Consider the following 26,998-nt stretch of genomic DNA (forward strand, 5'->3'; position numbering starts at 1 on the left):
ATTTTTCATGGAACTTTTAGAGTCTATTTACGATAGGTGTATGCTAGATGCTGAGCTCAAAACCACATGGTTTCCCATCATCGAGGCGGAGAGCTCCATTCATCTTGCATGGATTCAAGATAAAGAAAACCGTACCAAATTTAAAGCGGAGTTTTTAAGTTTTATTGATACAGGGGTGTTTAAATAACTACTTGTTATCTCTTACCCAACGTATTCTATAAGGAATTCCTTGCGTATGTGCATCCACAATACCTTGCTGAAAATCTATGGTATAAAAAAGTGATGGCATCTTCTCTATACCAATATTGCTCAGATATGTCGAAGTACTCCAATAGGTTGATTCCCCTTCATCCGAGGGGACATCAGTAAAAATTGTTACATTAATAGCGTATTTTTTGCACTCTAGCTCAACTAAACTTGCAAGTTCTTCAACCGTTGGTAAGCGCCACCCCTGATTATTTTTCTCTATCTTTCGAGCTTCGCTCAACGTTAAAAGCTCTATCTCACCAACACAACCCTTCCCTTTTTTCCAAGATAAACCATGCGTACATCGACTCCATATTAAGCCTGTTTTTTTGTCATAGACTTCAGCATTATTATTCATTAAAGAGAAACGCTTAGTGCATTGAGCATAACTGTTTTGAACAAAAAAAAGAATAAAAAAGAGCCAAATAAAACTTCTCATTTACTTCTCTACCCTAAGCAACAACCCATTTAAGTAAAACGAAGCAGAGGCATTAATCAAACACGGGTGGTCACTGTCTTGTTGCATCTGCTCTAGAAGGATAAACTGCACTTTCAAATCGTGCGAGACTTCCATCACAATCTCCAAAAGTTCTTTGCGTCCTACATGGTGAGAACAGGAGAAAAAACCAATCAATCCAGCGTTTTTCACTGCTTTGGTGCTCTCCATCAAAAGATGTTTAAAGCCTCGTTTCGCCCCCACCGCTTGCTCTTTGTTTTTAGCGAAGGATGGTGGGTCGATAATGACCATATTAAAACTATTTTTGTATTTTTGCTCTTTTAAAAAGGTGAAAACATCTTTTACATGTAAAGATTCGCAGGTGAGTTCATTGCGCTCCACATTGGCTTTAGTTTGTGCAATGGCAGATTCGGAAACATCGACAAACACGCACTCTTTAGCCCCAGCACGTAGCGCATAAATGCCAAAACCACCTGCGTTACAGCACAAATCCAACACCGTATCGCCCTCTTTAATGTAGTTTGCGCATATCTGTCTATTTTTTCGTTGATCAAGGTAAAAGCCTGTTTTTTGCGCATCTTCAATGTCGACTAAAAAACTCAGTCCATTTTCAACCAATTCAAACTGTGCACAAGGCTCACCAAACAGCGTGCCGTTTTTATCCTCTAACCCCTCAATTTCACGAGAATACAGGTCAGATTTTTCGACCATCCATTGCGGATTTAAAAACTGTTTGAGGGTGCCAATAATCAATTCACGAAAGTTTTCCATTCCTGCGGTGTTGATTTGAATGGCAAGATTTTCACCGTATTTATCGACAATAAGTCCAGGTAAAAAGTCGGCTTCTGAGTGGATAAGGCGCACCGCATTGCTCACGTTTAAAAGTGATTCACGCTTTTTAATGGCATTTTTAATGCGGTTATGAAAAAACTTTTTGCCAATCTCTTCTTTGCCAAAACTAAGGACTCGTGCGAAAATCGAACATTTTGGATTGACATACGCCGTGCCTAGAAAGCCATCTTTTTTGGAAAACAAAGCGACCACTTCACCGCTTGTAAATTCTTCCAAAGGTGAGTCAATTTCGTTGGCATAAACCCACGGGCTAAAACGTCTTAGTTTGGGGACGATAGAGTGTTTAATATAGACTTTATTCATTGAAATTTCCTAATAATTTTTGAAGTTCCTCGCTAAATGAGGGGTGAGTTAAAACATCGCCGTGCGTGGTATTTGAGAAGCTTACATGTAAAGGTGTTTGAGGCATCGCTTCGAGTAATTTTTCAAGATGGTAGCGTGGAATCGTTGTATCGTTTTGCACTTCCATGACCGCAATGGGAACTGTTACAAGAGGGACATACCGCACACTCTCAAATGTGTGTTTGAGTAAAAATTCAATAGGGAAAATGGGGTATTTTTTCTGTGCCATTGAGACAATCGAATCATACGGCGTTAAAAGCACCAAACCATCTGCCACCCTTTTGGATGCCAAAAAACTTGCCACGCCACTGCCCAAACTTCGCCCCATAATCACCACTTTTCGACCCCGTGCGTAGGTGTCGTAAATTTTGAGCGCATCGCTAAAAAATGCCTCTTCGCTAGGCTCTCCGCTACTTTTACCATAGCCTCGGTAATTAAACGCTATCACATCATAGCCTTGCAAGGCTTTTACATGTAAAACAAAACGAGTGGCATCATCGGCATTACCGCCAAAGTAAAGGAGTAACCCTGCGTTGCTCTCTTCGTCTTTGCGTAAAATCCCTTCTAAAACAACTTTTTCGTTTACATGTAACACCAGTGGCTCTAGGTTTTCACCCTGAGGGGCTGGTTTTTCTTCAATGAGGTGCGCTGCAAAAATCTGCTTCTCTTGGGTAAAATAGAGATACCCCATCGCCCCCACATACAACACTACAACGCCTATAAGCACTTTAATCATACCCCTTCCTTCTTCAAAAACACCGTAAAATCACCTTCCATATACCCCTCATACATCTGCACTTCATAGGCAAAGTCACTCACATACGCCTCAATCTCTTCGGGTAAAAAGTAGTTAAAATGCCCCTCTTGGGCTTGACCTTTTAAGAGATTAAAAATAAATCCCTTATTGGACGCTTCAAAACAACGGCGAATAAAGGTAAACGTCTCTTCACGGCTTAAAATATTCATCGACCCACTCGCAACATAAAAATCAGCCAACGCCAATCTATCGTTTAAAATATCACACTTAACACAGTGCTGTTTGGTACGTTTTTGCGCCACAAAAAGCGCTTCTAGCAAAATATCATACCCAATGTACTTCAAAGGACGCGCACCTCTTTGTTCTAAAAAAAGATAAAAATCACCAAAACCACACCCCGCATCAATAAGACTACTCTGATGGACATGAGGCATTAACAGTTCATGAATCACCTCAAAGCGAATCTGCTGTGAACCCTTAGAGTTCCAATTCAGCCCACGAGCGGTACACCCATAGCGCTTAATGGCATTTTGGTAAAAACGCTGATTGTCAATACGAGGCATTCAAAAAATCAAAAGAAGAAGAGGCACGTTTAATTTAAAAGTGCCATAATACTTTGTTGCATCAAACTGTTCTGATGCACTTGAGCAAGGGTTGAACTGGTGAGTTTGATCTCATCACTATTGAGTTGGGCGATTTTCTCTTCCATCGGTTTTTCGGCAATTTGTGCATTGGCGCTGCTTAAATTGGTAACGGCTGTCAGCGAATTGGTAATCTCGCTCATAGCGCCATTAATGCTACTGCTTGCGGTTTGGCTTAGACTGCTTAAATTCTCCCTAAAATTGGCAATCCCCTCTTGATCTTCTACGGAGAGTTCTAAGAGTCCTGAAACTTCGAGTCCATAAGCGCTGGAGAGCATATTTTGACCATTATAGGTGGTCTGCTCTGTAATGTCTTGCATCGCTCCTTGAATGGCACTAAACTCCTCTTGCACCATCGCTCTTTGGTCATCATTGAGTGAAGCGCTGTTGTAACGAACGGAGAGTTCATTGAGTCTATCACTATTGGCTTGAAGCGCTTGGAGTGAACTATCAGCAATTTGGTACATACTCACCGTTTCATTGGCGTTTTGCACACTTTGGGTGAGTGAAGAGATTTGGGAAGAGAGGGCATCGGAGATGACAAGATTGGCACTATCAACGCCTTGAAGCTCTTTCATCGCACCAATTTTTTCTAAAGTGGCAGAAGTATTCTCTTTGTTTTGTGAAATAAGGTTGAGAATTTGGGTATTGGAACTGCTTGAAATTTTCATGACATGCCCCTTCCTTAAAGATGTCTTTATTATACTACTCCTATCATAGTGTTGTCAAATAGAGCACGGAATTAGAATTGCTTTAAAACACAAAACCCTCGACAAAGGCATCATAGTGTTTAATGGAAAAAATATACTCATTACAGGCGGAACAGGCAGTTTTGGTAAAAAATACACCGAAATTCTTTTAAAAAAGTACCAACCCAATAAGATTATTATTTTCTCACGAGATGAGCTGAAGCAATACGAAATGGCACAACAGTACAAACACCCATGTATGCGCTTTTTTATTGGTGATGTGAGAGACGTGGAGCGTTTAAAACGCGCAATGGATGGGGTGGATTTTGTCATTCATGCTGCAGCGCTCAAACACGTTCCTATTGCAGAATACAACCCGATGGAGTGCATTAAGACCAACATTAACGGGGCACAGAACGTCATTGATGCCTGCTTGGAGTGTGGCGTGCAAAAAGTCATCGCCCTCTCCACCGATAAAGCCGCCAATCCCATTAACCTCTACGGGGCAACCAAACTTGCTAGTGATAAACTCTTTGTCGCCGCCAATAATATACGAGGCTCCAAACGTACCCAATTCTCCGTCGTACGCTACGGCAATGTCGTAGGCAGCAGAGGCTCTGTGGTTCCTTTGTTTAAAAGACTCATCGCTGAGGGGGCTAAAGAGCTTCCCATTACCGATGAGCGCATGAGTCGCTTTTGGATTACCTTAGAGCAAGGGGTTCATTTTGTTTTGAAAAACTTTGAGCGAATGCAAGGCGGAGAAATCTTTATTCCTAAAATTCCTTCCATGAAAATGGTTGATTTAGCTCATGCCTTAGCGCCACATTTAGGGGTTAAGATGATTGGGATTCGCCCAGGAGAGAAGATGCACGAGGTGATGGTGCCCAAAGATGACAGCCACCTTACCTTAGAGTTTCACGACCACTTCGTCATTCAGCCTAGCATTCAGTTTGTTCAAAAAGCAGACTTTACATGTAATGGTTTAAAAGAGCAGGGTGTAAGCGTTCCTTACGGTTTTGAGTACAGTTCAGAAACCAACAAAGAGTGGCTCGATGCCAAAGGACTTTTGGAGATGATAGAGGCATGATACCCTATAGCAGACAAAGCATAGAACCCTGCGATATAGAGGCGGTGGTTGAGGCACTCAAAGGTGATTTTCTCACAGGCGGAGAGAAGGTAGAAGCGTTTGAAGAAGCACTGGCTTCCTATCTAGGCGTCAAGCATGTCTGCGTGATGAATTCTGCCACTTCTGCTTTGCACGTGGCGTATCAAATCATTGGGCTTAAAGAGGGAGATGAAATCATTACCACCCCTCTGAGCTTTGCCGCCACCTCCAACACGGCTCTTCAATGCCATGCGACTCCCATTTTTTGCGACATTAAATTTGATGGCAACATCAATGAGAAAAAAGTTGAAGCACTGATTACCCCCAACACGAAAGCCCTCGTGCCTGTGGACTTTGGCGGAAATCCTGTGGAGATAGATGCGCTTCGAACACTGTGCGATGCGCACCATCTCTTTTTAATTGAAGATGCAAGCCATGCTCTAGGCAGTGAAATCAACGGGCAAAAAGTGGGACAGAAAGCAGATATGAGCATTTTTAGCTTTCATGCCATTAAACCTATCACCACCTTTGAAGGTGGAGCCATTGCGACCAATAACACCGCTTTTTACGAAAAAGCCAAACTACACCGAAGCCATGGCATTGTGAAAAAAACCTTATGGAACTCTGATATGGTGCTTTTGGGGGAGAACTACCGCTTAAGTGATGTGGCGTGCGCTTTGGGGCTAAGTCAGCTTAAACGCTTAGATAGCTTTATAGCAAAGCGAAACGCCATCGCTCATGCTTACGATGTCGCTTTTGCGCAAACGCCCTACTTTACACCCATTGGTATCGATAAAAGCAAAAAAAGTAGCCACCACCTCTACCCCATTTTGCTCGCCAAAAATCTTTGGTGCTCTAAAGAGGAAATTTTTCAAGCGTTACATGTAAAAGGGGTGGGCGTTCAAGTACATTATAAACCCATTTACCAATTTAACTACTACAAAGAGCGTTTTGGGGAGCTTTACCTGCCCAATACCGAGGATTTTTACCGAGCCGAACTCTCTATTCCTTGCCATCAAGGCATGAGCATGGAAGAGGCGCAGTATGTCATTCAAACCCTTTTGGAAGTCTGCGAATCCATCAAAGGGTGTCACCGATGAATGTGGCGATTATCCCAGCACGAGGAGGAAGCAAGCGCATTCCTCGCAAAAATATCAAGGAGTTTTGCGGTAAACCCATCATCGCTTATAGCATTGAAACTGCTCAAAAAAGTGGGCTTTTTGAGAAAATTATCGTCAGCACCGATGATGAAGAGATCGCCCGTGTTGCCAAAGACTACGGAGCAGACGTTCCTTTTTTAAGACCTTCTAAGCTAAGTGATGACTTTACAGGCACAGGAGCGGTCGTAGCGCATGCTCTTGAAACACTTGCACATGCAGGGGAGCGCTATGACTTTGCGTGTACCTTGTATGCGACGGCTCCTTTACTAGAGCCCTCTTACCTCATCAAAGGGTTTGAAAAGCTTTTACACAGTGACGCCATCTTTTCGTTTTCGGCGACCTCTATGCCCTTTCCCATTTGGCGCACCTTTAAAATTACCCAAAATGAGCGCTGTGAAATGTTTTGGAAGGAAAATTTTTCAAAACGCTCACAAGATTTAGAAGAAGCGTATCAGGATGCGGGGCAATTTTACTGGCACAATCTTCATAAAACCTCGCACGATGTTCTCTTTGGAAGTGAGAGTATTCCCATCCTTTTGCCCCGCCATTTAGTGCAAGACATCGACACGCTTGAGGATTGGGTGAGAGCGGAGCTCATGTATAAGGTTCTTCATGACAACACTCATACGAGCTGATAGTTCAAGCACCATCGGTCTTGGGCACATTATGCGAGATGTGGTGCTTGCCAAAGAATTTAAAGAAGAGGTGTTTTTTGCCTGCCAAAATTTAGAGGGCAATATCATAGAGCACATTCCTTACGAAGTCAAAATCTTACAATCCAACGATGTGGATGAGCTTATCGCACTCATAAAATCTTTACATGTAACCCTTTTGGTGATTGACCATTATGGCATTGATGCCATTTACGAGCAAACGGTGAAAGAGGCGACAGGGGTGAAAATCCTCAGCCTTGATGATACCTACGAAAAACACCACTGTGACATTCTGCTCAACCCTAATGTGTATGCTGATGCTTCACGTTATGAAGCTTTTGTACCAAAAGGGTGTGAATTACGCTGTGGAAAGCCTTTGATACGAGAAGAGTTCCATACAGAAAAAACGATTCAGCGTGAGAAAATCTACGATGTGTGTATTGCCATGGGTGGAAGTGATAGTGCGAATATCACGCTTGGCGTTTTAAAAACCCTTCCTAGCACCTTACATGTAAGCATTCTTACCACCACAGCGAATGCCCATCTTAAAGACCTACACTCTTTTGTAGCGGATAAGCCCAACATCGCTTTACATGTAAACTCCAACGAGGTTGCAAAAGTGCTTCACCAAAGCTGTTTTGTCATCACAACACCTAGTGTAATGGTACAGGAAGTGCTTTTTATGGAACTGCCCTTTCTTGCCATTCAAACAGCCCAAAATCAAGAAGAAATGGCTACGTACCTTCAACAAAAAGGATACCCTGTACTAAAGGAGTGGAATGCATCTTCATTTATGCGACTTTACAACGCTCAGTGATGCCCAAAAAGCAATGGTTTTAACATGGCGCAACCACGAAAAAATCAAGGCGTTTATGTACACCACACATACCATCTCAGAAAAAGAGCACTTGCGTTTTATAGAGAGCTTAAAAACAGCGCAGGATAAACGCTATTTTTTGGTCTATAACGAAGATGTTGCCATTGGGGTGATTGATTTTACGGATATTACGCCGTTGAGGGCAACCATAGGACTCTACGCCAATCCCACACTCTCTCGCAAAGGTGTAGGCAAAGAGCTGATGCGTGCTATCATCACGTATGGTTTTGAAACCTTACATGTAAAAAGACTTTGTGCGGAAGCCTTTGCATTTAATACCAAAGCGAAAGCACTGTATGAAACCTTTGGATTTTGCGAGACAGCACGAAAAACAATAAATAAACACGAGATTATTTGTATGGAGTTAGCTTATGAAAATCGCCCACTTTGATTTAGAACAACCACACACCTTTATCATCGCCGAACTCTCAGCGAACCATGGCAATAGCCTCGAAACAGCAAAAGAAACAATACGAGCGGCTAAAAAAGCAGGGGCGGATGCCATCAAGCTTCAAACCTACACCGCCGATACACTCACCATTGACTGCAACACAGAGGATTTTGTGCTCAAAGGCGGAACACTCTGGGATAATAAAACCTTGTATGAACTCTATCAAGAAGCTTATACGCCATGGGAGTGGCACGAAGAGCTTTTTGCGTGTGCGAAAGAGGAGGGATTGCTCTGTTTTTCCACTCCCTTTGATAAAAGTGCGGTGGATTTTTTAGAACAATTTAACCCGCCCGCCTACAAAATTGCCAGTTTTGAAGTGAGTGATTACGCTTTGGTGCGCTATGTGGCTTCCAAAAAACGCCCCATCATCATCTCCACAGGCATTGCCACGCTTGAAGAAATCGAAGATGTGGTGCGCATCTGCAAAGAAGAGGGAAATGAGGAGATTGTTTTGCTTCAATGTACTTCCGCTTACCCAGCCCCACTAGAGAACGCCAATCTTCTAATGATTCCTGATTTACAAGAGCGTTTTGGAGTTGTTGCGGGATTTTCAGACCACACGCTAGGTATCACCGCTCCTGTCATGGCAGTAGCCCTTGGAGCCAAAGTGATTGAGAAGCATTTTATCTTAGATAAAAGCATTGGCGGAGCCGATGCCTCTTTTTCACTGGATGTGGAAGCCTTTTCTCAAATGAGCAAAGCGGTGCGTGAGGCGGAAAAATTACGAGGGGAAGTGCATTACCATCATGAGCCTCACACCATCAAAGGACGGCAATTTGCAAGAAGCTTGTATGTGACAAAAGAGATACAAAAAAGTGAAGTATTCACTGAGGAAAATATCCGCTCGATTCGCCCAGGGTATGGCTTGCACCCCAAACATTTAGGAGAAGTTTTAGGCAAACGTGCCTCTAAGCATCTGCACAAAGGAGAGCGTCTTACGTGGGAGATGTTAGTCTAAAATTGCCTTGACAATGCCCTCAACATCGACCACCATCGCACCAAACACCTCTTTGGCTTTGGCATCGTAGCGTTTGGAGAGCATACGATTCACCGCTTCTAAGAGTTCTTCTTTCGTGTTGACCCACTCCATCAAGCCTTGGTCAATTTGGTATTTGTCATAGTGGCTGATAAAGCTGCGTGTGGAGATGGTCGGTGTTCCAAAGTAGCACGCCTCAGTATTGAGCGTTCCACCCCCTCCGATAAACAAGTCCGCATAGGCTAAAAGATGCTGAATGACCACCTTTTCTTCCAACACACTCACAAAAGAAAATTGCGCTTTGAGATACGCACTCTCATAACGAGGAATAATAACAATATTTGCCCCTGTTTGTTCCGCAATCTCTTGCATCGCATCGTACAAAATGGGGTAGTGTTTATCGACATAACTTGCCTTGTACTCCTCTTCACGGATCACAATCAACGGCTTTTTCAAATCAAGCTTATAAGGCTCCAAAATCGCTTCAAGGCTTTTTCGCTCTGGTTTAAAATCTTTGAGCCAAATGACAGGGTCGATAAACCCATAAGAAAAAATCTGCTCATCGTCCAGTGAAAAACGGCGAAAAATATCATCGGGAACGACAAACGGTTTAATCACACGGTTAGAAAGTGGCAATGTCAAACGGGCTTGAGGCAGCGCTTTTTTGAAGTTTTCCTTATGGTCAGACAAAGGAATATCGTAAAAATTAATCACAGGAATGCCCAGTCCAAATGCCACACGATTGGCATCCACCGAGCACAGACAGACCAAGCGGTCGATGTTGTATAGGCTCACAAATTCCATCAACGCCTTTTGACGCTCAATGGAAGCGTGCAATTTATCTCTCAAACACGCCCCACCAAACTCACCACGATTGGTAAAAGGGATGTTATGTAAACGTAACAATTCCACAACTTCACTGTAGCCTTCTCCTTCACGTGCCGTAATAAGTGTCTTACGCCCTTTGTTTTCAATCTGCTTGATAATGGGAATAAAAAAGAGTACCGATTTTGGAGTCACAAGGTCAAACCAAATCATTCATCTCTCCTTGAACAAAGCATATTCCTAATTTTTTCATATCCACACACGATTCAAAAAAAGAATCTTTACAAATCTTCTCCCATGCCTCTTGCATACCCTGAGACCATGAAATATCATCAAAAACCACCACCGCTTTTGAACTCAAATAAGGTTTAAGCATCTCCAAATAACGCACCGTTGCCTCTTTGTCATGATGCCCATCTATAAATGCAAAATCAATCTGCAAAGGTGCTTCTAAAATCGTAGGTAAAACATCTTGAAAACGCCCAATATACTGCGTGATATTTTCGCACCCTGCTTCTTTTATATTTTCTTTCGCCAAAGCGGCAACGTTAGGATCACCTTCAAGGGTATAAATATGTGAATCACTGCACGCTTTTGCCATATAAATCGCTGAAAAACCACAACACGTTCCAAGTTCTAAAACCTTTTTGGGACGATGCTTTTGCACCAAAGAATAAAGCCTCTGTGCCCATTCACCCTTTAAGCCAATGGATGAAAGTTGTGCGATGGTAGTCTCTTTTGGAACCCCTTGATACATCTGTTCAGGACTTCGTGTCGCCTCAGGATCTCCTGCACCATAATCCACAAGAGCAATGAGCGTATCTTGTGCTTTTCGCTTCGTCCGAATCGCTTCAATGGCTTCAAAAATGGTATGGTCATGAGATGTTAATTGCATGGTTATCCTTATAAATAAAACTGATTATACCATCTGCAAAAGAGATACAGTGACCAAACATGCTGTTTAAAGCGCCCCTCTTTGCCTTCGTGGTATAAAAATGTCACAAATGTAGGGTCAAATAAACCACTATGATGGCTTACATGTACCATTAATTTTAAAATTTCATCGCCATATTCAGCATACAACCACTCAATAAAGGGTGAGCTAAACCCTTTCTTCTTACGCTCAATGATAGAAAGAGGGATGTATTTTTTAGCAATCTGCTTGAGGAGGTATTTGTTGGTATCGCCCGCTCGTAAAGCAGGAGGCAGGGCAAGGCAATACTCCACCAAACGATAATCCAAAAAGGGAGCTCGAAGTTCTAAAGAGTGCGCCATCGACATACGGTCAATCTTGCTCATCAGCACCTCAGCAACCCAAATCTTAAAATCAATCGTACTCATCCATAAAAACGAATTCTTATCAATAGCAACGCGTGTGCGTACATCCTTCGTTTCTACACCGCAGAGGGCATCAAACTGGCGTTTTGTGAAGGTTTCACCTCCACTGTAAAAGGGATGCTCATCAGAGCTAATACGCCTTAAAGACTCCCAATTACGAGACCAATTAGGATTGCGTTCTAAGTAGTTTTTTAAGAGCATCTTACTGGGTGCTGAAAGCTCCGAATGCATCTGATAGTATTTTGCCATCTCAAAGTAGTTATCGTACCCCAAAAAGATTTCATCACTTCCCTCGCCGCTCAAGCAGACTTTAATACCCTGTTCATGCACCATTTGTGAGAGCAGATAGGTCGGCATACACGCTGTATCGCCCATCGGTTCATCCAAATGGCTTAGGGTATTTTCAATAGCGTCAATATAGGTTTTTTTGTTAATGCGAAGCTCATGATGCTGTGAACCAATGTGCACCGATGCCTCTTTGGCTTGAGTGAGTTCATCGTAATGCAAATGCTCATCATACCCGATGGAAAAGGTATTGATTTTTTTGCCCGAGACTTTCGTATAAATAGCACTCACCAGTGAAGAATCAATCCCTCCTGAAAGCAATGAAGCCACCTCGACATCGCCCACCAAACGCTTTTGCACGGCATCTAAAAGCAATGCTTCTATCTTTTCGAGTGCTTCTTTTTCGCTGACATGTAAAAGTGCTTTTGCTCCAACCTCGTAGTAGCGTTTACATGTAAACGTTCCTTTTGAAAAGGTTGCATACATGCCCGCTTCTAGCTTATGAATTCCCTCATAAAACGTATGAGGCGGTAGGGTACTTTGAAAAGCAAAATAGCTCTGAACCCCTTGCTGATTCATCGCAGGCATTGTTCCTAAAAGCTCTAAAATCGCCTTTATTTCACTGGAGACTATCAAGCCTTTGCTTTGACTAAAGTACAAAGGTTTCTTCCCAAAGCGGTCTCGTGCCATAAAGAGCTCCTCTTTGAGCCTGTCGTAAAGGCAAAAAGCAAACATGCCATTGAGTTTTAAGAGCATGGCATGACCCAATTTTTCATAGAGCTTTATGAGCACTTCCGTGTCGCTGGTGGTTTTACATGTAAGGCTATACTCTTTTTTTAGTTCTTCAAAATTGTAAATCTCGCCATTAAACACCAACGCATACCGCTCATCAACCATCGGCTGATTTGCTCTTGCATCAAGGTCTATGATAGCAAGCCTTGTATGCCCCATAAGAACATCTTTTTCCTTCCAAATTCCAAAAGCGTCAGGTCCACGGTGGGAGAGTTTACACAGCGCTTTTTCAAAGGTTTTTTTATTATGATTGCCAATGGCTGTTAAAATTCCGCACACGATTGATCTTCCTTTTTCGCAACAGTTTCTATAAGCTCTCTCCAACGCTTTTGACACATCTCTTGAGAATACTTTTGAATAAGACATTGGGCATTTTTTTGCAATGTTTCTCTTAGTATCGGCTCTTTTTCCAAGCGCACTAAAGCCTTTGAAAGCTCTTTTATATCGCCTTTTTCTACAAATAAAACTGCCTCTTTGCCATCAAATTCTCTCCATGATGGCTCAAACTTGTACGCCACAACCGCACACCCAAGGCTTAATGCTTCCAATAAAGCATTTGGCATTCCCTCGTAGTAAGATGAAAAGATAAAACCTTTGCATCTTTGCATATATCGGTAAGGATTTTCGTCAAATCCCATAAAAAAAATACGCTTTTGCAAACCGTAATTTCCAACCAACGCTTCTAGCTTAGCTCTGTCTTTTCCATCCCCTACAAACACCAGTGCGCTTTGAAGCTCTTTTGCCACACTTCTGTATGCCTCTATGACTTCATGTTGTGCTTTTTGAGCGGTATCAAACCGTCCTACATGTAAAAAGAATTCATCATTCAATGCACACGCTTCTTGAGAGAGTGTTTGAAGTTTTTTAAGCTCTATTCCGTTCGCAATGGTCTTAGCACGTATCCCAAGTTTTGCCAACTCCTCTTTGACGCCATCACTGACGGATACCACACATTCAGCTTTTGGGTAGAGCTTTTGCATCGTTGTTTTGTAAAAAGAAGGGGGCAAAAGATGAATCAAGCGATTTTTATAGCCATGCTCCAAACTCACCCGTGAAGAGACAATAGCTTTCATTCCTTTTTTAAGAGCGTTAAGTGTGCAAAGATTATTATAATCCTCAAAGGAAACCACAACATCAAATACATGACTTTCAAAAAGGTGTGCAAGTTCTTTGCTTCTCGCATCAAAAAGCACTTCGCCTATGTTTTGAAGTTCTTCTTTTGTTTTATTGTCCAGCTGCAAAGCATGGGGTGAAAGGGTATAGACGGTTATTGTAGAGTCCAAATGATAGGAAAAAGGTTTATCTTCAAATAAAATAAGAGTGACTTTATGGGTTGAAGAGAGTGCATTTGCAAGCAATGAAACATTTTTTTGCACACCACCAAGACAGAGATTGTGGGTAATAATTGCTATATTTTTCATGCTTTTTTTCTAGCTATCACAAAAAAATTTGGTGAAAAATGTTTCGCAGGGATAAGATCTACAATCAACCCAAAAACATTGTTACATGTAAATATCGTCAAGATAAAAGGAAGCAACACACTATTGCGAAGAGATCGTATGCAGGCTAGTTTTTCCCATATAAAACCATTGATGATAGAAAAAAGAGTGGTTCCAAGATAACCTTGATAATGCCATTCAAGCACTTCTAATTCATACGTTTGGAGAAGTATTTTTAATCCATATTCACTAAAACGATGATAATCATAGGGCGTTGCATGGGCTTGATATATAAAAGGAACGGAGAGCAACATAACACCCTCTTTTTTCATAACTCTCACCGCTTCACGCAAAGCCTTTTCATAATCAAAGACGTGTTCTAGCACTTGCGTTAAAATAACCGTATCTATACTTTCATTATCAAAAGGGAGCAACGTGGCTTCTGCTATCACAAAATTGGTGTGTGAGTCTTTGAACATATGACTATGTGTTGTTTCACTATCGGTAATAATGTAGTTTTTGCAATGGGACTCAAGGTAGTGCTTGTAAGGTGCTTTACCAGCGCCAATGTCCAAGCAGACCCCCGTAGCATACTCTTTTGCTTTGTGCATAGAGTGCTTCATTTGCCTCCAATTAAGATAAAATCCATCGGTAATGTATACATCTGGCGCTTTCTTAGCACCCGTCAGCAAAGGAATGAGCGTATAGGCACAAAAGTTTGAAAATTTTTCTACCCTATTCACGCCTTACATCTCCTTCGGAAAAGCATACAACACCGTCTCACCTAAATCATAGTGGTACTGCCCTAAACGATAACTATAATTCTTCAGTGTTTCATTTAAATAAAGGGCAATTTGGTATAAATCTTCATAAGCGTGATAAATGGAAATGGCTAATTTTGGTCTATCTTTTTGAAGGGTTTTAGAAGCGCCTCTAAGCGCATTTAATTCTGCGCCTTCGATGTCAAATTTGATAAAATCAACCTTTTCAATCTTTCGCTCTTCCACAAAATGATCTATACTCACCACTTCAATTTCAACATGAGAAGCAAAATGAACGTCCTCTAAAGTACTAACACTCGCAAGTGGAAGATCACTGGATGTATCTATTGCCAACACACTATCTTCATGCCAAAGACCCTGTGTTACAATTTCTATCTTTGGATTTGACATAAGATACGATGCATAAGGGTGCTCATAAGAGTTATAAAGAGGTTCAAATCCATATATTTTTTCTATATGTGGCATTACATGTAAAAATTCAATCGTATTGGTACCATCAGCCAGTCCACCTTCTATCATTACTTTAACATCAGAAAAATCTAAATGCTCCAAATAATGCCTTCCTATAAAAGGAAAATGATGAACATAATAATCCCTCACATCAAAATTTCGCTTATGCCAATTATGAATTATCATGCTGTATAACGCTCTGTCTTCTTCTTTTTCAAACAGTTCTATGACACGCTCAAAATATCCGTTGCAATACTCTTTTATTGAACGATAGCTTGGAGTTATGGCATAAGAGTCTTGATGCATTTTTGCTAATGCTTCACACTCTTTTAAATCGTGGGGGTAATTCAACCGAATCAATGCATAATGCGTTATATTCATTCGCTCTAATACACTTAAAATATTCTCACATAAAAGCACAGAAACCAAAATCAAATATTCTGGCGTATAAATTTGCTCAAGTTCAGCAGAAGAAATAATAGCGATACCATCTATGTCACCAACGTGTGCATCATCAACAATATAACTGATGCGCTGATGTGGGCGATATATCCGCAAAAGAGCCATTAAAATTTTCCCAGCATGTCCCCCACCGTACAGTATCAAGGAACGATCTTCTGGGATATCTGCTATTTTAAAAATATAGGGAGGATTATACTTCACGCTTATAGCCTTTCATGCCCAAAATATAATGACACGGCTCAATTTTTTCAAACCCTTCTTCGCTAAACCATCGATACACCTCATCGACATAATGCCGATTGATATACATTGGGCTGTAAAGATCATAGGTATTGAGTGCCCTCACATGACGATCTTTATCCATCGCAATCGGCAATGTTTCCCTAAACGCATGCCCTATAAAAGGAATTTTGTAGAGATAATAAAGCCATGAAGCGATCATAGAAAAACGATACAGTGCCATCGGTGACATTTTAGACGTAAAAAGCTTTCTAATGCGGTCTTGATTCACACTTTTTTTCAACCAATACGCTCCATACAACCAAATACTCAAAAGCCCTTTAGGCTTCACAAAAGGGGCAATGGCTTGAAATGCTTTGTGTGTATCTGGCGTATGATGCAAGACACCTAAAGAATACACCACATCAAAACTCTTTTTTCGTAAAGGAAGATTGAAAAGATTGGCTTGAATGATCGTTACATTGTCCAAATGCCCTACGTTTTCATAAGCAGCGTCCACGGCACGACTCAAATCGACACCGATGATGTGTTTGGCATTAAATTCTCTTGCACTTATATCCAAATAAGGCCCAGCCCCACACCCAATTTCAAGAACCTCTTTGCCTTCAATATCTTCTTTGATAAGTCCCATGTAGTGATGCATTTCATCTTTTGACATATATGGTCTTGTATTTTTTACATTTTTAAAAAGGTGCCACTCTTCACCAAATGAAGCAACATATTCTTGATCTTCTACAAAACGAGGAATAAAATGATGAATTTTAAACGATGCTTGACACGATGGACAAAAAAGTTTTCCCTCTTTGATGCAGCCACTCTCTTCAACAACATCTTTCAGCTCAAAATCACTCTGGCAAGAAGGGCACACCAAATACTCTAATGCTTTTTTATGCATAAAATCGTCCTTTAAATCCTTGCTCATCTTTAATATAGAGCAAATTAAATACTTTACATAAACCTAAAAACATCCCCATTTTCACAACCACACTCACCACACCATTTGCAAGAAATTTCAACCAACTCTTTTTTCTTACAAAAAGCAAAAAAGCATTATTATTTGGTAAGTCGGTACGTAAAAAATAGTAATAAAATCCAAATTTTCCAAGCCAACCATCAAAATGAGGCAAGATATAATACTTTCCCTCTTTTAAAACTTCGTGTGCCAAAGCATCAATGAGTGAAGGTGTTGTAAAATTAAGCTCATCAATAAAAAAATCAGACCTTCCTCTCAATCTAACATATAATTTTGCAAGAGGCTTATAAAGTAACACGTATGGAAGCCAAAGCATCGTGTAATGCCCTTCAAAAAAAGAGTTATAATTTGGAATATTCATATACATAATGCCTTGTTTTTTTAAAACCCTTTGTGCTTCACTCAGTGATTTTTTTATATCCCGAACATGCTCTAATACAGCAATGCTAAACACCATATCAAAGGTTTCATTTTCAAAATGACTTAAATTTTCGGCAACCATATCGTAAAGATACTGTTCAGCGGGGCTAATGCCATTTGCTTCTATAAGCTTCAAAGCGAGATTAAATCTATCTTCAAAACCTATGCTTTTCCCAGGTTCAATACCTACGATGTTATAGCCTGCTTGAATGGCATTGATAAGATTAAACCCAAAACCACTTCCGATTTCAAGATAACGCCTATCTTCTTTTTTGCTGGTAAAAAACTTTTCAAAACGAGGTAATTCATTAATTTTACAAATCGAATTTATATAATCTTCAAGTACTTCTTCACTAGATGATGGGACAAGTTTTTTACGTAACTCTCTATAATTCTTTAGAACATCCGCATAAAGTAACTTTGGAATAATGCTACACATATTTAATGAATCACTCTCTTACCATCTTTTAAAATAATAGGCACTTGACGCATCCAAATCTGTTTTTCCCACATGTGTTTGTTGTTTTTATACCATGCTATTGTCTCTTGAAGCCCCTCTTCAAAAGTAACTTTTGGCGTCCACCCCAACATACGTTCTATTTTAGAAATGTCTGCTAAATGGCAATCGACTTGGCCAGGTCTGTCTTCATTGTAAATAATTTTTTCTTCTCGAAAACCAAATAAACCAGCAACACGTAATGCTACATCACGAATAGAGATGGTTTTACTGGTTCCTAAGTTAAAAACTTCACCTTTCACCTTATCGATTGGAGCAGATAAAATAGCATCGATACCCCTGCATGTATCTTCCACATAAATCCAATCCCTTGAAGCTTCTCCTTTTCCATGAACCGTCAATTTTTCACCTAAAAGAAGAGAGGTTATAAAACGAGGAATGGCTTTTTCAAGGTGCTGTCTAGGCCCATAATTATTAAAAGGGCGAATGATGGTTGCTGGAATATCATAGGTATTTACATACGAATAAACCAATCTATCCGCACCTACCTTTGCTGCAGCATAAGGAGATGCTGGGTTTAGGGGGTGCTTTTCATCCATAAAGGCACAATTCTCAGCCGTCCCATACACTTCTGAAGTAGAGATGTGAATAAACCTCTCAACACTTTTTTTATTTTTAAGTACCGCATTAGCGATTGTTTGCGTTCCAAGAACATCGGTTTCAAAGAAATTTCGATTATCATAAATAGAGCGTGTCACATGTGTTTCTGCTGCAAAATGCACCACGATATCAGCTCTTTCAACAAGTTCTTCCACCAATGCGCTATTGGTCACGCTTCCATACCAAAACTCAAAACGTCCAGAATTATTGTTGGGTCTAACGGGGAAATTATCTACATTACCCGCATACGTTAAAAGATCTAAAACAATAATTTTTGAATGAGGATACGTAGTAAAAATGTAATGTAAAAAATTAGAACCTATAAATCCAGCTCCACCCGTAATGAGAAACGTTTTTTTCATTAAAGATCCTTATTTATAATTTTATCATGCTGATTATCAAGCAGTGCTCTCACAAAGTTAATTAAAAATTGACTATTTTCTTCTATTGTCTTTTGTGCAAAAGAGCGTGTGCATTGACTAATTTTTTCAAAAGAATCACGATTATCCAAAACATCAATCAATTTTTTCTCTAATGTTTCAAGATCGATATCAATAATTGGCATATCTTCAAAATGTTTTTTATAGTAACTAGGATTTAAATAACAAAAAAAGTTATTAAGATTATGATCCAAATGTGCCATAACAATCTTACCTTTTAGTGCCGCTTCCATAGTTGTATATTGGATAAAACCGTCAATGGGAGTATCAATAACAATATGTGCCTCACTTATTTTTTGCATGACTTCTTCTCTCGGCAATCCTGTTAATATTTCATACTCAAAATCATCTCTTTTCAAAGATAAGTTTTTTAAAAGCCTATCTATTTCCATTGAACCTTTACGATATGCATCATTAGCAATATGTATAATTTTAATCTTAGCAGTTACCACACATGGAACATAACTATTTTCATCTTCCAATATAATATGCCCATTTAAAGTAAGAATATCTACTCTTGGGAGATATTTTACAAAATCAACAATGCCAAAAACTACAGTAGCATACTTACACCACCAGTAGTTTCTCTCTCTTCTTTTAAAATCTAGCCCAAAATATTTTCTTTTAAATAATCCTAATCCTAATTTTTTAATTAAATTAGACATTGATTCAATAGACCAAACATCACTACCATAGGGAACCATAACGCTTTTTTTACCATACCATTGCAATAAAATCGGCTCTATACGCCACCAAAATGTTCTCTCTAGAAATCCACTATCAAAATACAAAAAAAATACCTCAAACTTACATAATGCCCAAACAAAGGCATAATAAGGACCTATAAAATAAGTATAACGAGCTATCCATGATGGAGCTATTGTACGAAGTGTCTCACCATCATGAAAAGATCCTTTTGAGTAATCCTCCATAGCAAACAATGTAGTATCAAATGATTTCGATAATAAAGCATGATACGTTTTGAAAATAATCAAAGGTATAGTGCCAAGCAAAATTTTTCCTTTAACCATTGGCATAAGCCACAATCTAAAAGGAATAGCAATTATTAGCAAAAATATAATTGGAGTACCCACGAATATATCTATCACCAAACGCTTTAAAAAATAAATCAACTCATCTTTTGCAGAAAAAGGAGGTGTCAAATCATTGACAACAGTAAAAGAGTTTTGATGATAAAAAAGATGATTCATGCGCTAACCTTTTTTGCTAGTATCATCTACCATTAATGACTTCATAACGTCATGATACATAATACCCTCATCATCTTCCCATTTTGTATTGACCCAATCTGGACATTTTTCACAAAGAGGAAAATCTTTATAATTATTTTCAAGATGAGCTTCTCTTAATTTCTGCATAAACTCGGACTGCCATGCTTCTTTAATCGTTGTTGTTCTAAAATCTATAAAGTGCGAACCGCTCTTCCAATCAGCAGGACAAAATGCCAGCATACCATCTGGAGCGAGTGTAAGCCTTTCCCAAGGATACATACAAGGTCTTCTCAATTTTTTTTCAGCATCACTATTTTGTTGCATTTTTTTTGATATTTGTGCTTTAAAGCCAGCAGAAGAGTGTAGCTCTCTCATGACAACAAAATGAGCCCCTACTTCCGTCCAATAATCGTAAAATTGTTGTTTTTCGTGAACATTATGAGGCTGTTCCACAAAACTAACAATTATTTTTGTTGGCAACTTTTTTTCTTTAATAATCGATAGAACATGTAAAATATTGTTTCGCACTTTTTCAAGATCACCATGAATTCTAATTTTAGCATACGTTTCGGGAGTAAAAGCATCAAGGCTAATATCAATCACATCTACTTTTGCATCTAAAATAGCCTTTATCTTCTTATCATCAAGTAAGTGTCCATTGGTCGTTATATTAATTTTTGTTTTTGAATATTCCCCTGCATAACCAATAATCTCTTCAAACTGTGGATGCAAAAGAGTCTCTCCATTTGCAGTATAACGAATATATTGACACAAGCCATTCGATTCTTTAGCAACCTCATCAATCATTTTATTATGCAACGAAACATCAAGGTGTTTGCCAGTAAAATGTGAGGATTTAACAAAAATTGGATGAGGACAATGAATACAAGCAAGATTACACAGTTGTGTTAAATCAACAATAATCTGAGAAGGAAAATGTGGTGATAAATGTTTTTTAAATCCATATTTCATAATTAATCTACCTTTAATGAATCCAGACCAAGATGATTACATGTAAAACATTCTTTCATCTTTCCAAGCTCAATTTGTTTTAATAAAAATTTATTTTGCGCATCAATCCAAACACTACTTTTAGCTAAAAATTCTGCCCCTTCCTTATCTATAAAAGGACATATACGTATGTTTCCATTAACACCTATTTTGATAATCGTAGAAACATAATCACAAATTCTTGATGTAGGTTTTTGAAATGAAACAAAATGATCTAAATTTTGTTTTTTTACAAAATGTTGTAATTCTAACCATAACGGTTTCAAATCTTTATGGTTTTGGTGCCATGGAGAATTAGCAATTTCAAAATAAATTTTATTGAAACCATGATCCAAAGAAAAAGCTATAAAATCTTTAGCTTCATGGGCATTATCTTCGTTAATTACAAACGAAGATTGTTTTATTTTCAAAGGACGCAATAAAGAGAAAGATTGAACCAAACGATCAAAATCAAATCCTGGACGTACTTTATTATATACTGAACTACTTATTGCATCCACACTAACACTAACATAATCAAATTTATTCAAATCATTATATAACTCTTTGAGTGTTGTTCCATTAGTTGAAATAAAAAGATCTTTTTTAATTCCACTTTTCAAATTGTCTACTATTATTGAAAATTGAGGATGTAGTGTTTGTTCTCCCAAGCCAATAAGACTGATAGACCTATTTTGTGGGAACTGAGCTTCAATATGTTTTTGAATATTTATAAAATTTTCCAACGTCATAAATTGTTTTTTTGATATTGATTTATTGTATGCACAATTTATACAGGAGAGATTGCATGCAGAAGAAATTTCAATATCAAAACTATATTTCAAAACAACATCCTTTAATCTTCAAAAATTTGTTTAATCATACTTTCATTTTTAAAACCATCAACAACCCGTTTGCTACTCAGCTCAACAAACTTACGAGAATCTTCAATTCGTTTTTTTAACGTATCCTTATCTTCTATGAGTGAGACCAACGCTTGCTTAAGTGTATAAACATTCACATTTACCATAGGCATTTCTTTAAAAAATGGAGCATAAAACGTATAATTTTGAACTAAACAAAAATCGATCAAACGTTGATCAAAATTTGTCAAGACTACATTTCCTTTTGCCATTGCTTCAAGGGCTCCTGTTCCCATAACGCCATTAAAAAGATGTTCTATAAATATATGAGACTCATCTAAAATGTTCAGTGCTTCTTGGCGACTGACCCCATAAATACTCCTATACTCTATCGCATATCCCTCAGCCTTAAGCTCTTCACAAATCGCTTCAATGGCATAAGAGCCTTTTCGCTCACGATGATTAGCAAAATGAGCAATAATAATTTTATCCATATTTTCATTATATCTATAAGGCAAAAGATCCAAATCTACATAAAAATGTGCCATACTAAAGGAACTAACGCGAGGCAAATAGCGTATATCTCCAGCTATTAAATGAGCATATTGTGCCCACATATAACTTCTTTCTATGCGTTTAAAATCCATCATAAAATAACGTTTTCTAAATCTTGAGAGTCCAAATTTAAAATTTATATTATCCGTACTTTGCAATAAAGTCCACTGATCTGATCCATAGGCCTGGATGATAACTTTCTTAGAAAATAATTCTAAAAGCAACGGCTCCCACCGCCACAACGCAGTTCTCTCTAAAATAGCACCATCAAGATGCCAATAAAATCCTCTATAACGACGCATCGCCCAAATAAATACAACATAAGGAGAGAGCAAGTAAACATCATAACACATCAACCATTTTGGCAAAATATCTTTTGCTTGAATATCATAATAAGAAGGTTCATTTAGCCAATCGGTAAAAACAAAAATTTCAATGTCATAATCAGCCAAAGCTCCATTGAGCAGATGTTTATAGTGAATATTGCTGACAAGAGAATGTGTTCCAACCATAACACGTTTTTTCTTCACAGGGAATACTACATTCAATAATCCAACCACTGGCAAAGCAACCATAAAAATTAAAGCTCCAAAAAATCCAACAATTTTGACCAAAAAACTGTGTTTTAATGTTTTTAAAGCCGATGCAATTGGCGTGTATTCTTCTTCTAAAATAATTAAACCATCTTTACGCATGATTTACTTCTTCTACAATGTTTACAAAGTCATCAACTGTCTTTTTAATCTCTAAAAGTTTTTCACTTACCTGCTTTGCAAAAAGGATCATATTTTTTTTCACTTTTTCAAAAATAGTATCATCACTTAAAATGTAATTGGCTATTTTGACATACTCTTCCACGCTAAATGCATGTATTTTCTCAAGAGAATCCAACATACCCAACCTAATATAAGCATCTTTTGCAATATGATTTTTATTTAATAAAATCAAAGGAACACGCCCTTTTGCTATGTATTCATTCAATGCTTCCCCTGAATGCAGGGGAAACGTATCTAAATAATAATCAATAACATAACCATAAAGATGAGGATTCACAAAACCTGTAAAAATAAACCTCTCTTCGTCTATATTGTAACGAATAAGCTTTTCACGAATATTCTGCATATCTCCTTTTCCACAGGCAAGATAGATCGTATTTGGATTATTGTTAAGTATTTTTGAAAGTGCTTCAAGATACATATCACTATCTATCTTAATCAACCTCCCAATGCTTCCAAGGATACGCTTTCCAGTCCATTTTTTACGTATCTTAATGGCTTCTTTTTCAAAAAAATCACTCTGAGGATTTGAAAATTGTTCTAAAATAGGAATGTCAAATAGACTAAACTTAAATTTTGTTTCTGCTGAAAAATGACTCATTCTCTTATCGATTCCCAGCACATCATACTCAAAATTTCCATGACTCCAAAATATCTGTTTTTCTACACTTCTTGAACTCAATAAAAAACTCGCAATGGGCGTGTTGTTATTGGCTACAATCATGGTGTCAATTTCATTTTTTTGCATATCATTACGTATCGCTAAAGCCCGTGTTAAATGGCTTTGAAAATTATTTGCGAGGTTGAGACTCTCAAACGCAACACATCTTACATCAAAGCCCAAATTTCGGATACTTTCAATGCATTTTTCATCGTCTAGACTTTTTTCAATGATTGCCATCGAATAAACAACTAATTCGTATTTTTCCTTAAAATCTTTATCCTCCGCCAATGCACTAAGAAGCGAAAACTCGACCTTAAAAGGAGAATTCTCCACGATTCTATCTTTCACCAATGCGATTTTCTTCTTTACATGTAAAGATATTTTAGGCAAAGGAAGCTTCTGTTCTTCCGCCCATTTGGCATAAAAAGCACTTGCCTCTTCTTCAATTTCAATGTTAAATGCTTTCATCTCTTCTTGTGTTTGAATACGATTGGTGACAATATGACTCATTAAAAAGTGCAAATTCATCACCTCCTCCATCATCCCACGCTCTTTACATGTAACAAAGAGTTGCTTCAAAACGGGGTATAAAATATCTCTCCAAGAAGCATGATTTTCAAACCCCTTGATTTGCCAAAAAAAGCCGAGTATCCATGTACCAATCCCCATACGAGTCGCATAGTTTGCTTTTAAAAAACGCTCTATGTCCAACGAGTCTGCTAAGCCTTGAATCACCCATTCCACAGGGATTTCAAACGATTCACAAAAACTTCTTAGGGCTTTGGCATTGGCATCCATGAGATGATAACTTTTTCCATCAAACCACAGGTGCTCCCCCATAAACCACGACAAACACTTTACTCCCTCGCCATTTGCCATTTTTAAAACGAACAAAAGATGCGCAAAGATAAAACACTCTTTTTGAGTGACATCATACGTCGCATAACTCTGCTCAAGTAAGGCTATAAAGGAGCTTAATGTTGCATCCTGCACCAAGGGCGTTTGAGAAAATAAAAACCACAGATTAATATAATTATTCTCTAGAAGGTGACCCTCTTTAAGATACCCATACAACCGAACACGTAAGGCTTGCAAAAGATTTATCACATGTTCATGGGAGCATTGCAATGTTCCGCTCACGCTTGAACGCTTATAAAGCTCAGGCATATTGGAGCGTAAAACACCTTCAAATGTCTCAAAATCCAAGGGATGAGAGAGCACTTCAGCGAGTTTTGCAACATACGCATCATCTATCATCACATTCATGCCTTTACCTCAGATGTATGACTATAGTGGCTTCCCTTACGCTCCATCGCCACCTGAATCGCATCAATGCACCCCGCAAGCGCAAACAGCCACCCTTTATGGGCGTGTATCCATAACGTAAGCTTTTCATAGCGTTCCGCATCATTACATGTAAAACGCACTTCAATGCGGGCAAGTTCCATCTCTTGCACCAAAAGCATGGATTGTCCCACATGCCAAATTAACCGTTCAAAACGCTCTTCTCTTGCTCCCTTACGAAATTCCAAAATCTCTACTTCAAGAGCTTCTAATCGCTTCATTTCCACATTTTCATGTGCGTCTAAGGCTTCACACAGCACTGCGGTTTTTAAAAAAAGTTCTTCTGCTTTTGCCCTCTGCTCTGCTAAAAAAGAGCCTATGGCTTCAACCTTCTGCGCCACTTCGTGCTGCACACGCTTAAGTTCTCCTTCACTAAGAGGTGTTAATTCAATGGGCTTTTTGGTCTTGCTTTTATCTACCGCCCCCATCACCTCAGCAAACGGACGTTCCATCGCTCCAAAAATGCGAGCACCACCCTCCGTGGCATTGATGGTTTGCATACGCCCTTTGGTTTCGGCGATATCTTTTTCAAAAAAGGCTCGAAACCAGTTCCACACCGCCGTGGTTTTGATGACCCCACCACCACCGTAACGCTCAGTATAGCCATCGCCTGCTTTATGTTTGACCTCATCTTCACCAAACACATGCCCTGCTGAGTGACTTTTGCCCTCATCGCTGTACGCCAAATCTTGCCCAATGAGCACGCAGGTTTTGAAGCCACTGTGGTAAATAAGTTCATACGCTTTATTCGCCGCACTCATCCCAATACCCACATACCCCCACGCATGCGCACCTGTCTCCATCATATAGCCAAAAGGACGCATATTCATCTGCATAATCCCAGCTTTTATGCTTCCCACTACCTCAGGGTGTTGCAAGGAGCTTAGAGAAAAAATAACGCCTTCAAACGCCTCTTTGGGCGTCTCTTTGAAAAAACGCCCCGTTAAAGGAATGCGTTCCATAGAGACCACCACATCGGGCTTAATCCCATAGCGTGTTAAAACAGGAAAGCTCGCATCCACCGCAAAAATCGTGATGTACGGTACCATCTGTTTCAAAAGCGGTAACTGTTTTGCCAAAGAAGGACCGGTAGAGACTAAGACCGCTACCTCAGTCGTTTTAGCTCGTTTAAAAAACTGAAGCAAAGGAGGTGTAGTAAGCATTAAAGGAAGGTTCATAAAATGATGCTCCACCCCCACAAGTGCGTCGTGCATATCATTGCCAGCAAATTGCACGTTTTGTTGCAAACACTCCAAAAACAGACGATTGCACTGAAGGATGAGCTCTTCATGTATCTCATAAAACGCACCATTTACATGTAAATCATACAGCTTTGCGTAACGCTGTGTCTCAAAGGTACTAAAAAGTGTGGAAATGATAGGAAAATTAAGCTCATCTTTTCCAAGAAGTATCAAGCGTTCACTGTTTAACTCCTCTGAAAAATCAATCAAGTGAAACAGAATGTGGATGATATATGGCTCAGGCTCAATGACCACAATGCGTTGGTGTTTTTTGTTTGCCAAAAGGTGTTTCAACAATGCCCCATTGCCCATTCCAAAAAAGTAAAGGTAGGGGTACTCTTGAAAGACGTTAAACTGCTCTTTTTGCACTTCTAAAACAACGTGTGGTTTGGTCGCATACAAAGGTGCAAACGTTGTTGTATGGATGAGATTGAGCGTTTCAAGCGCTTCATTTTCCATAAAAATCTCATACGGAATTTCTAAAGACAGGCGACTTAGTACATGGGCAAGAGAAGGATTTTTTAACAAAAGTGCTGAGAAATTTTTTTCATACAAAGCCATGGT

At 39.2% G+C, this 26,998-nt stretch carries 27 protein-coding genes; 7 read left to right on the forward strand and 20 right to left on the reverse strand.

Annotated features, from left to right (window positions below):
* The first annotated feature begins 7 nt into the window (after positions 1–7).
* Positions 8–187: a hypothetical protein gene (locus SDEL_RS11115; protein WP_012857959.1), complete on the forward strand. Its 180-nt coding sequence runs from the start codon at positions 8–10 to the stop codon at positions 185–187.
* On the opposite strand, the gene SDEL_RS11120 is transcribed toward SDEL_RS11115, so the two are convergent.
* From SDEL_RS11120 to SDEL_RS11140, 5 genes are read right to left on the reverse strand one after another with little or no spacing between them, the layout of a single operon-like run.
* Positions 188–685: an Lcl C-terminal domain-containing protein gene (locus SDEL_RS11120; RefSeq protein ID WP_012857960.1), complete on the reverse strand. Its 498-nt coding sequence runs from the start codon at positions 683–685 to the stop codon at positions 188–190. It abuts the gene before it with no gap.
* Positions 686–1,858: a class I SAM-dependent rRNA methyltransferase gene (locus tag SDEL_RS11125; RefSeq protein WP_012857961.1), complete on the reverse strand. Its 1,173-nt coding sequence runs from the start codon at positions 1,856–1,858 to the stop codon at positions 686–688.
* On the reverse strand, positions 1,851–2,633 hold the full coding sequence (locus SDEL_RS11130) for an alpha/beta hydrolase (RefSeq protein ID WP_012857962.1): 783 nt from the start codon (positions 2,631–2,633) through the stop codon (positions 1,851–1,853). The genes SDEL_RS11125 and SDEL_RS11130 overlap by 8 nt, the downstream gene beginning before the upstream one ends.
* Positions 2,630–3,217, reverse strand: a complete 588-nt coding sequence (locus SDEL_RS11135; protein WP_012857963.1) for a class I SAM-dependent methyltransferase — start codon at positions 3,215–3,217, stop codon at positions 2,630–2,632. The genes SDEL_RS11130 and SDEL_RS11135 overlap by 4 nt, the downstream gene beginning before the upstream one ends.
* Positions 3,218–3,246: 29 nt before the next feature.
* Positions 3,247–3,966 (reverse strand): flagellin, encoded by a 720-nt coding sequence (locus SDEL_RS11140; protein ID WP_012857964.1) that lies wholly within the window; start codon positions 3,964–3,966, stop codon positions 3,247–3,249.
* A 115-nt stretch (positions 3,967–4,081) separates the two neighbouring features.
* On the opposite strand from SDEL_RS11140, the gene pseB reads away from it, so the two are divergent.
* The 6 genes from pseB to pseI are packed head-to-tail and all read left to right on the forward strand — an operon-like array spanning position 4,082 to position 9,188.
* On the forward strand, positions 4,082–5,071 hold the full coding sequence (gene pseB, locus SDEL_RS11145) for a UDP-N-acetylglucosamine 4,6-dehydratase (inverting) (protein WP_012857965.1): 990 nt from the start codon (positions 4,082–4,084) through the stop codon (positions 5,069–5,071).
* Entirely contained in the window at positions 5,068–6,189 is a 1,122-nt protein-coding gene (gene pseC, locus SDEL_RS11150; RefSeq protein ID WP_012857966.1) for a UDP-4-amino-4,6-dideoxy-N-acetyl-beta-L-altrosamine transaminase, read from the forward strand. Before pseB ends, pseC begins: the two co-directional genes overlap by 4 nt.
* Entirely contained in the window at positions 6,186–6,884 is a 699-nt protein-coding gene (gene pseF / locus SDEL_RS11155; RefSeq protein ID WP_012857967.1) for a pseudaminic acid cytidylyltransferase, read from the forward strand. The genes pseC and pseF overlap by 4 nt, the downstream gene beginning before the upstream one ends.
* Positions 6,862–7,719: a UDP-2,4-diacetamido-2,4,6-trideoxy-beta-L-altropyranose hydrolase gene (pseG, locus tag SDEL_RS11160; protein ID WP_012857968.1), complete on the forward strand. Its 858-nt coding sequence runs from the start codon at positions 6,862–6,864 to the stop codon at positions 7,717–7,719. Before pseF ends, pseG begins: the two co-directional genes overlap by 23 nt.
* Complete coding sequence (gene pseH, locus SDEL_RS11165) at positions 7,682–8,170, forward strand: UDP-4-amino-4,6-dideoxy-N-acetyl-beta-L-altrosamine N-acetyltransferase (protein WP_012857969.1); 489 nt, start codon at positions 7,682–7,684, stop codon at positions 8,168–8,170. The genes pseG and pseH overlap by 38 nt, the downstream gene beginning before the upstream one ends.
* Positions 8,151–9,188, forward strand: coding sequence for a pseudaminic acid synthase (pseI, locus tag SDEL_RS11170; RefSeq protein WP_012857970.1), 1,038 nt, complete (start codon positions 8,151–8,153; stop codon positions 9,186–9,188). The genes pseH and pseI overlap by 20 nt, the downstream gene beginning before the upstream one ends.
* On the opposite strand, the gene SDEL_RS11175 is transcribed toward pseI, so the two are convergent.
* The 15 genes from SDEL_RS11175 to SDEL_RS11245 are packed head-to-tail and all read right to left on the reverse strand — an operon-like array spanning position 9,180 to position 26,995.
* Complete coding sequence (locus tag SDEL_RS11175) at positions 9,180–10,244, reverse strand: DUF354 domain-containing protein (RefSeq protein WP_012857971.1); 1,065 nt, start codon at positions 10,242–10,244, stop codon at positions 9,180–9,182. The genes pseI and SDEL_RS11175 overlap by 9 nt on opposite strands.
* Positions 10,231–10,926 carry an O-methyltransferase gene (locus SDEL_RS11180; protein ID WP_012857972.1) on the reverse strand — a complete coding sequence of 232 codons (696 nt, stop codon included), beginning with the start codon at positions 10,924–10,926 and terminating at the stop codon, positions 10,231–10,233. Before SDEL_RS11180 ends, SDEL_RS11175 begins: the two co-directional genes overlap by 14 nt.
* Positions 10,927–10,934: 8 nt before the next feature.
* Positions 10,935–12,725: an asparagine synthase (glutamine-hydrolyzing) gene (asnB, locus tag SDEL_RS11185; RefSeq protein ID WP_012857973.1), complete on the reverse strand. Its 1,791-nt coding sequence runs from the start codon at positions 12,723–12,725 to the stop codon at positions 10,935–10,937.
* Entirely contained in the window at positions 12,710–13,867 is a 1,158-nt protein-coding gene (locus tag SDEL_RS11190) for a glycosyltransferase (protein WP_012857974.1), read from the reverse strand. The genes asnB and SDEL_RS11190 overlap by 16 nt, the downstream gene beginning before the upstream one ends.
* On the reverse strand, positions 13,864–14,628 hold the full coding sequence (locus SDEL_RS11195) for a class I SAM-dependent methyltransferase (protein WP_012857975.1): 765 nt from the start codon (positions 14,626–14,628) through the stop codon (positions 13,864–13,866). The genes SDEL_RS11190 and SDEL_RS11195 overlap by 4 nt, the downstream gene beginning before the upstream one ends.
* A gap of 3 nt (positions 14,629–14,631) precedes the next feature.
* On the reverse strand, positions 14,632–15,780 hold the full coding sequence (locus SDEL_RS11200; protein WP_012857976.1) for an FkbM family methyltransferase: 1,149 nt from the start codon (positions 15,778–15,780) through the stop codon (positions 14,632–14,634).
* Positions 15,770–16,714 carry a class I SAM-dependent methyltransferase gene (locus tag SDEL_RS11205; protein WP_012857977.1) on the reverse strand — a complete coding sequence of 315 codons (945 nt, stop codon included), beginning with the start codon at positions 16,712–16,714 and terminating at the stop codon, positions 15,770–15,772. The genes SDEL_RS11200 and SDEL_RS11205 overlap by 11 nt, the downstream gene beginning before the upstream one ends.
* A complete protein-coding gene (locus tag SDEL_RS11210) occupies positions 16,707–17,651 on the reverse strand; it encodes a class I SAM-dependent methyltransferase (RefSeq protein WP_012857978.1) in 945 nt (314 codons plus the stop codon). Before SDEL_RS11210 ends, SDEL_RS11205 begins: the two co-directional genes overlap by 8 nt.
* Positions 17,652–17,653: 2 nt before the next feature.
* A complete protein-coding gene (locus tag SDEL_RS11215) occupies positions 17,654–18,691 on the reverse strand; it encodes a dTDP-glucose 4,6-dehydratase (protein ID WP_012857979.1) in 1,038 nt (345 codons plus the stop codon).
* Positions 18,691–19,980: a hypothetical protein gene (locus SDEL_RS11220; protein ID WP_012857980.1), complete on the reverse strand. Its 1,290-nt coding sequence runs from the start codon at positions 19,978–19,980 to the stop codon at positions 18,691–18,693. Before SDEL_RS11220 ends, SDEL_RS11215 begins: the two co-directional genes overlap by 1 nt.
* A gap of 3 nt (positions 19,981–19,983) precedes the next feature.
* The gene (locus SDEL_RS11225) at positions 19,984–20,973 is read right to left on the reverse strand and encodes a radical SAM/SPASM domain-containing protein (protein WP_012857981.1); all 990 of its coding nucleotides are present in this window, start codon (positions 20,971–20,973) and stop codon (positions 19,984–19,986) included.
* Between the two features lie 2 nt (positions 20,974–20,975).
* Positions 20,976–21,836: a radical SAM protein gene (locus tag SDEL_RS11230; RefSeq protein WP_012857982.1), complete on the reverse strand. Its 861-nt coding sequence runs from the start codon at positions 21,834–21,836 to the stop codon at positions 20,976–20,978.
* 11 nt (positions 21,837–21,847) lie between these two features.
* On the reverse strand, positions 21,848–23,104 hold the full coding sequence (locus tag SDEL_RS11235; protein WP_012857983.1) for a hypothetical protein: 1,257 nt from the start codon (positions 23,102–23,104) through the stop codon (positions 21,848–21,850).
* A complete protein-coding gene (locus SDEL_RS11240) occupies positions 23,097–25,115 on the reverse strand; it encodes a glycosyltransferase family protein (RefSeq protein ID WP_012857984.1) in 2,019 nt (672 codons plus the stop codon). The genes SDEL_RS11235 and SDEL_RS11240 overlap by 8 nt, the downstream gene beginning before the upstream one ends.
* Complete coding sequence (locus SDEL_RS11245; protein WP_012857985.1) at positions 25,112–26,995, reverse strand: motility associated factor glycosyltransferase family protein; 1,884 nt, start codon at positions 26,993–26,995, stop codon at positions 25,112–25,114. The genes SDEL_RS11240 and SDEL_RS11245 overlap by 4 nt, the downstream gene beginning before the upstream one ends.
* Between the last annotated feature and the right edge of the window lie 3 nt (positions 26,996–26,998).

The organism is Sulfurospirillum deleyianum DSM 6946 (genome assembly GCF_000024885.1).
Taxonomy (GTDB): Bacteria; Campylobacterota; Campylobacteria; order Campylobacterales; family Sulfurospirillaceae; genus Sulfurospirillum; species Sulfurospirillum deleyianum.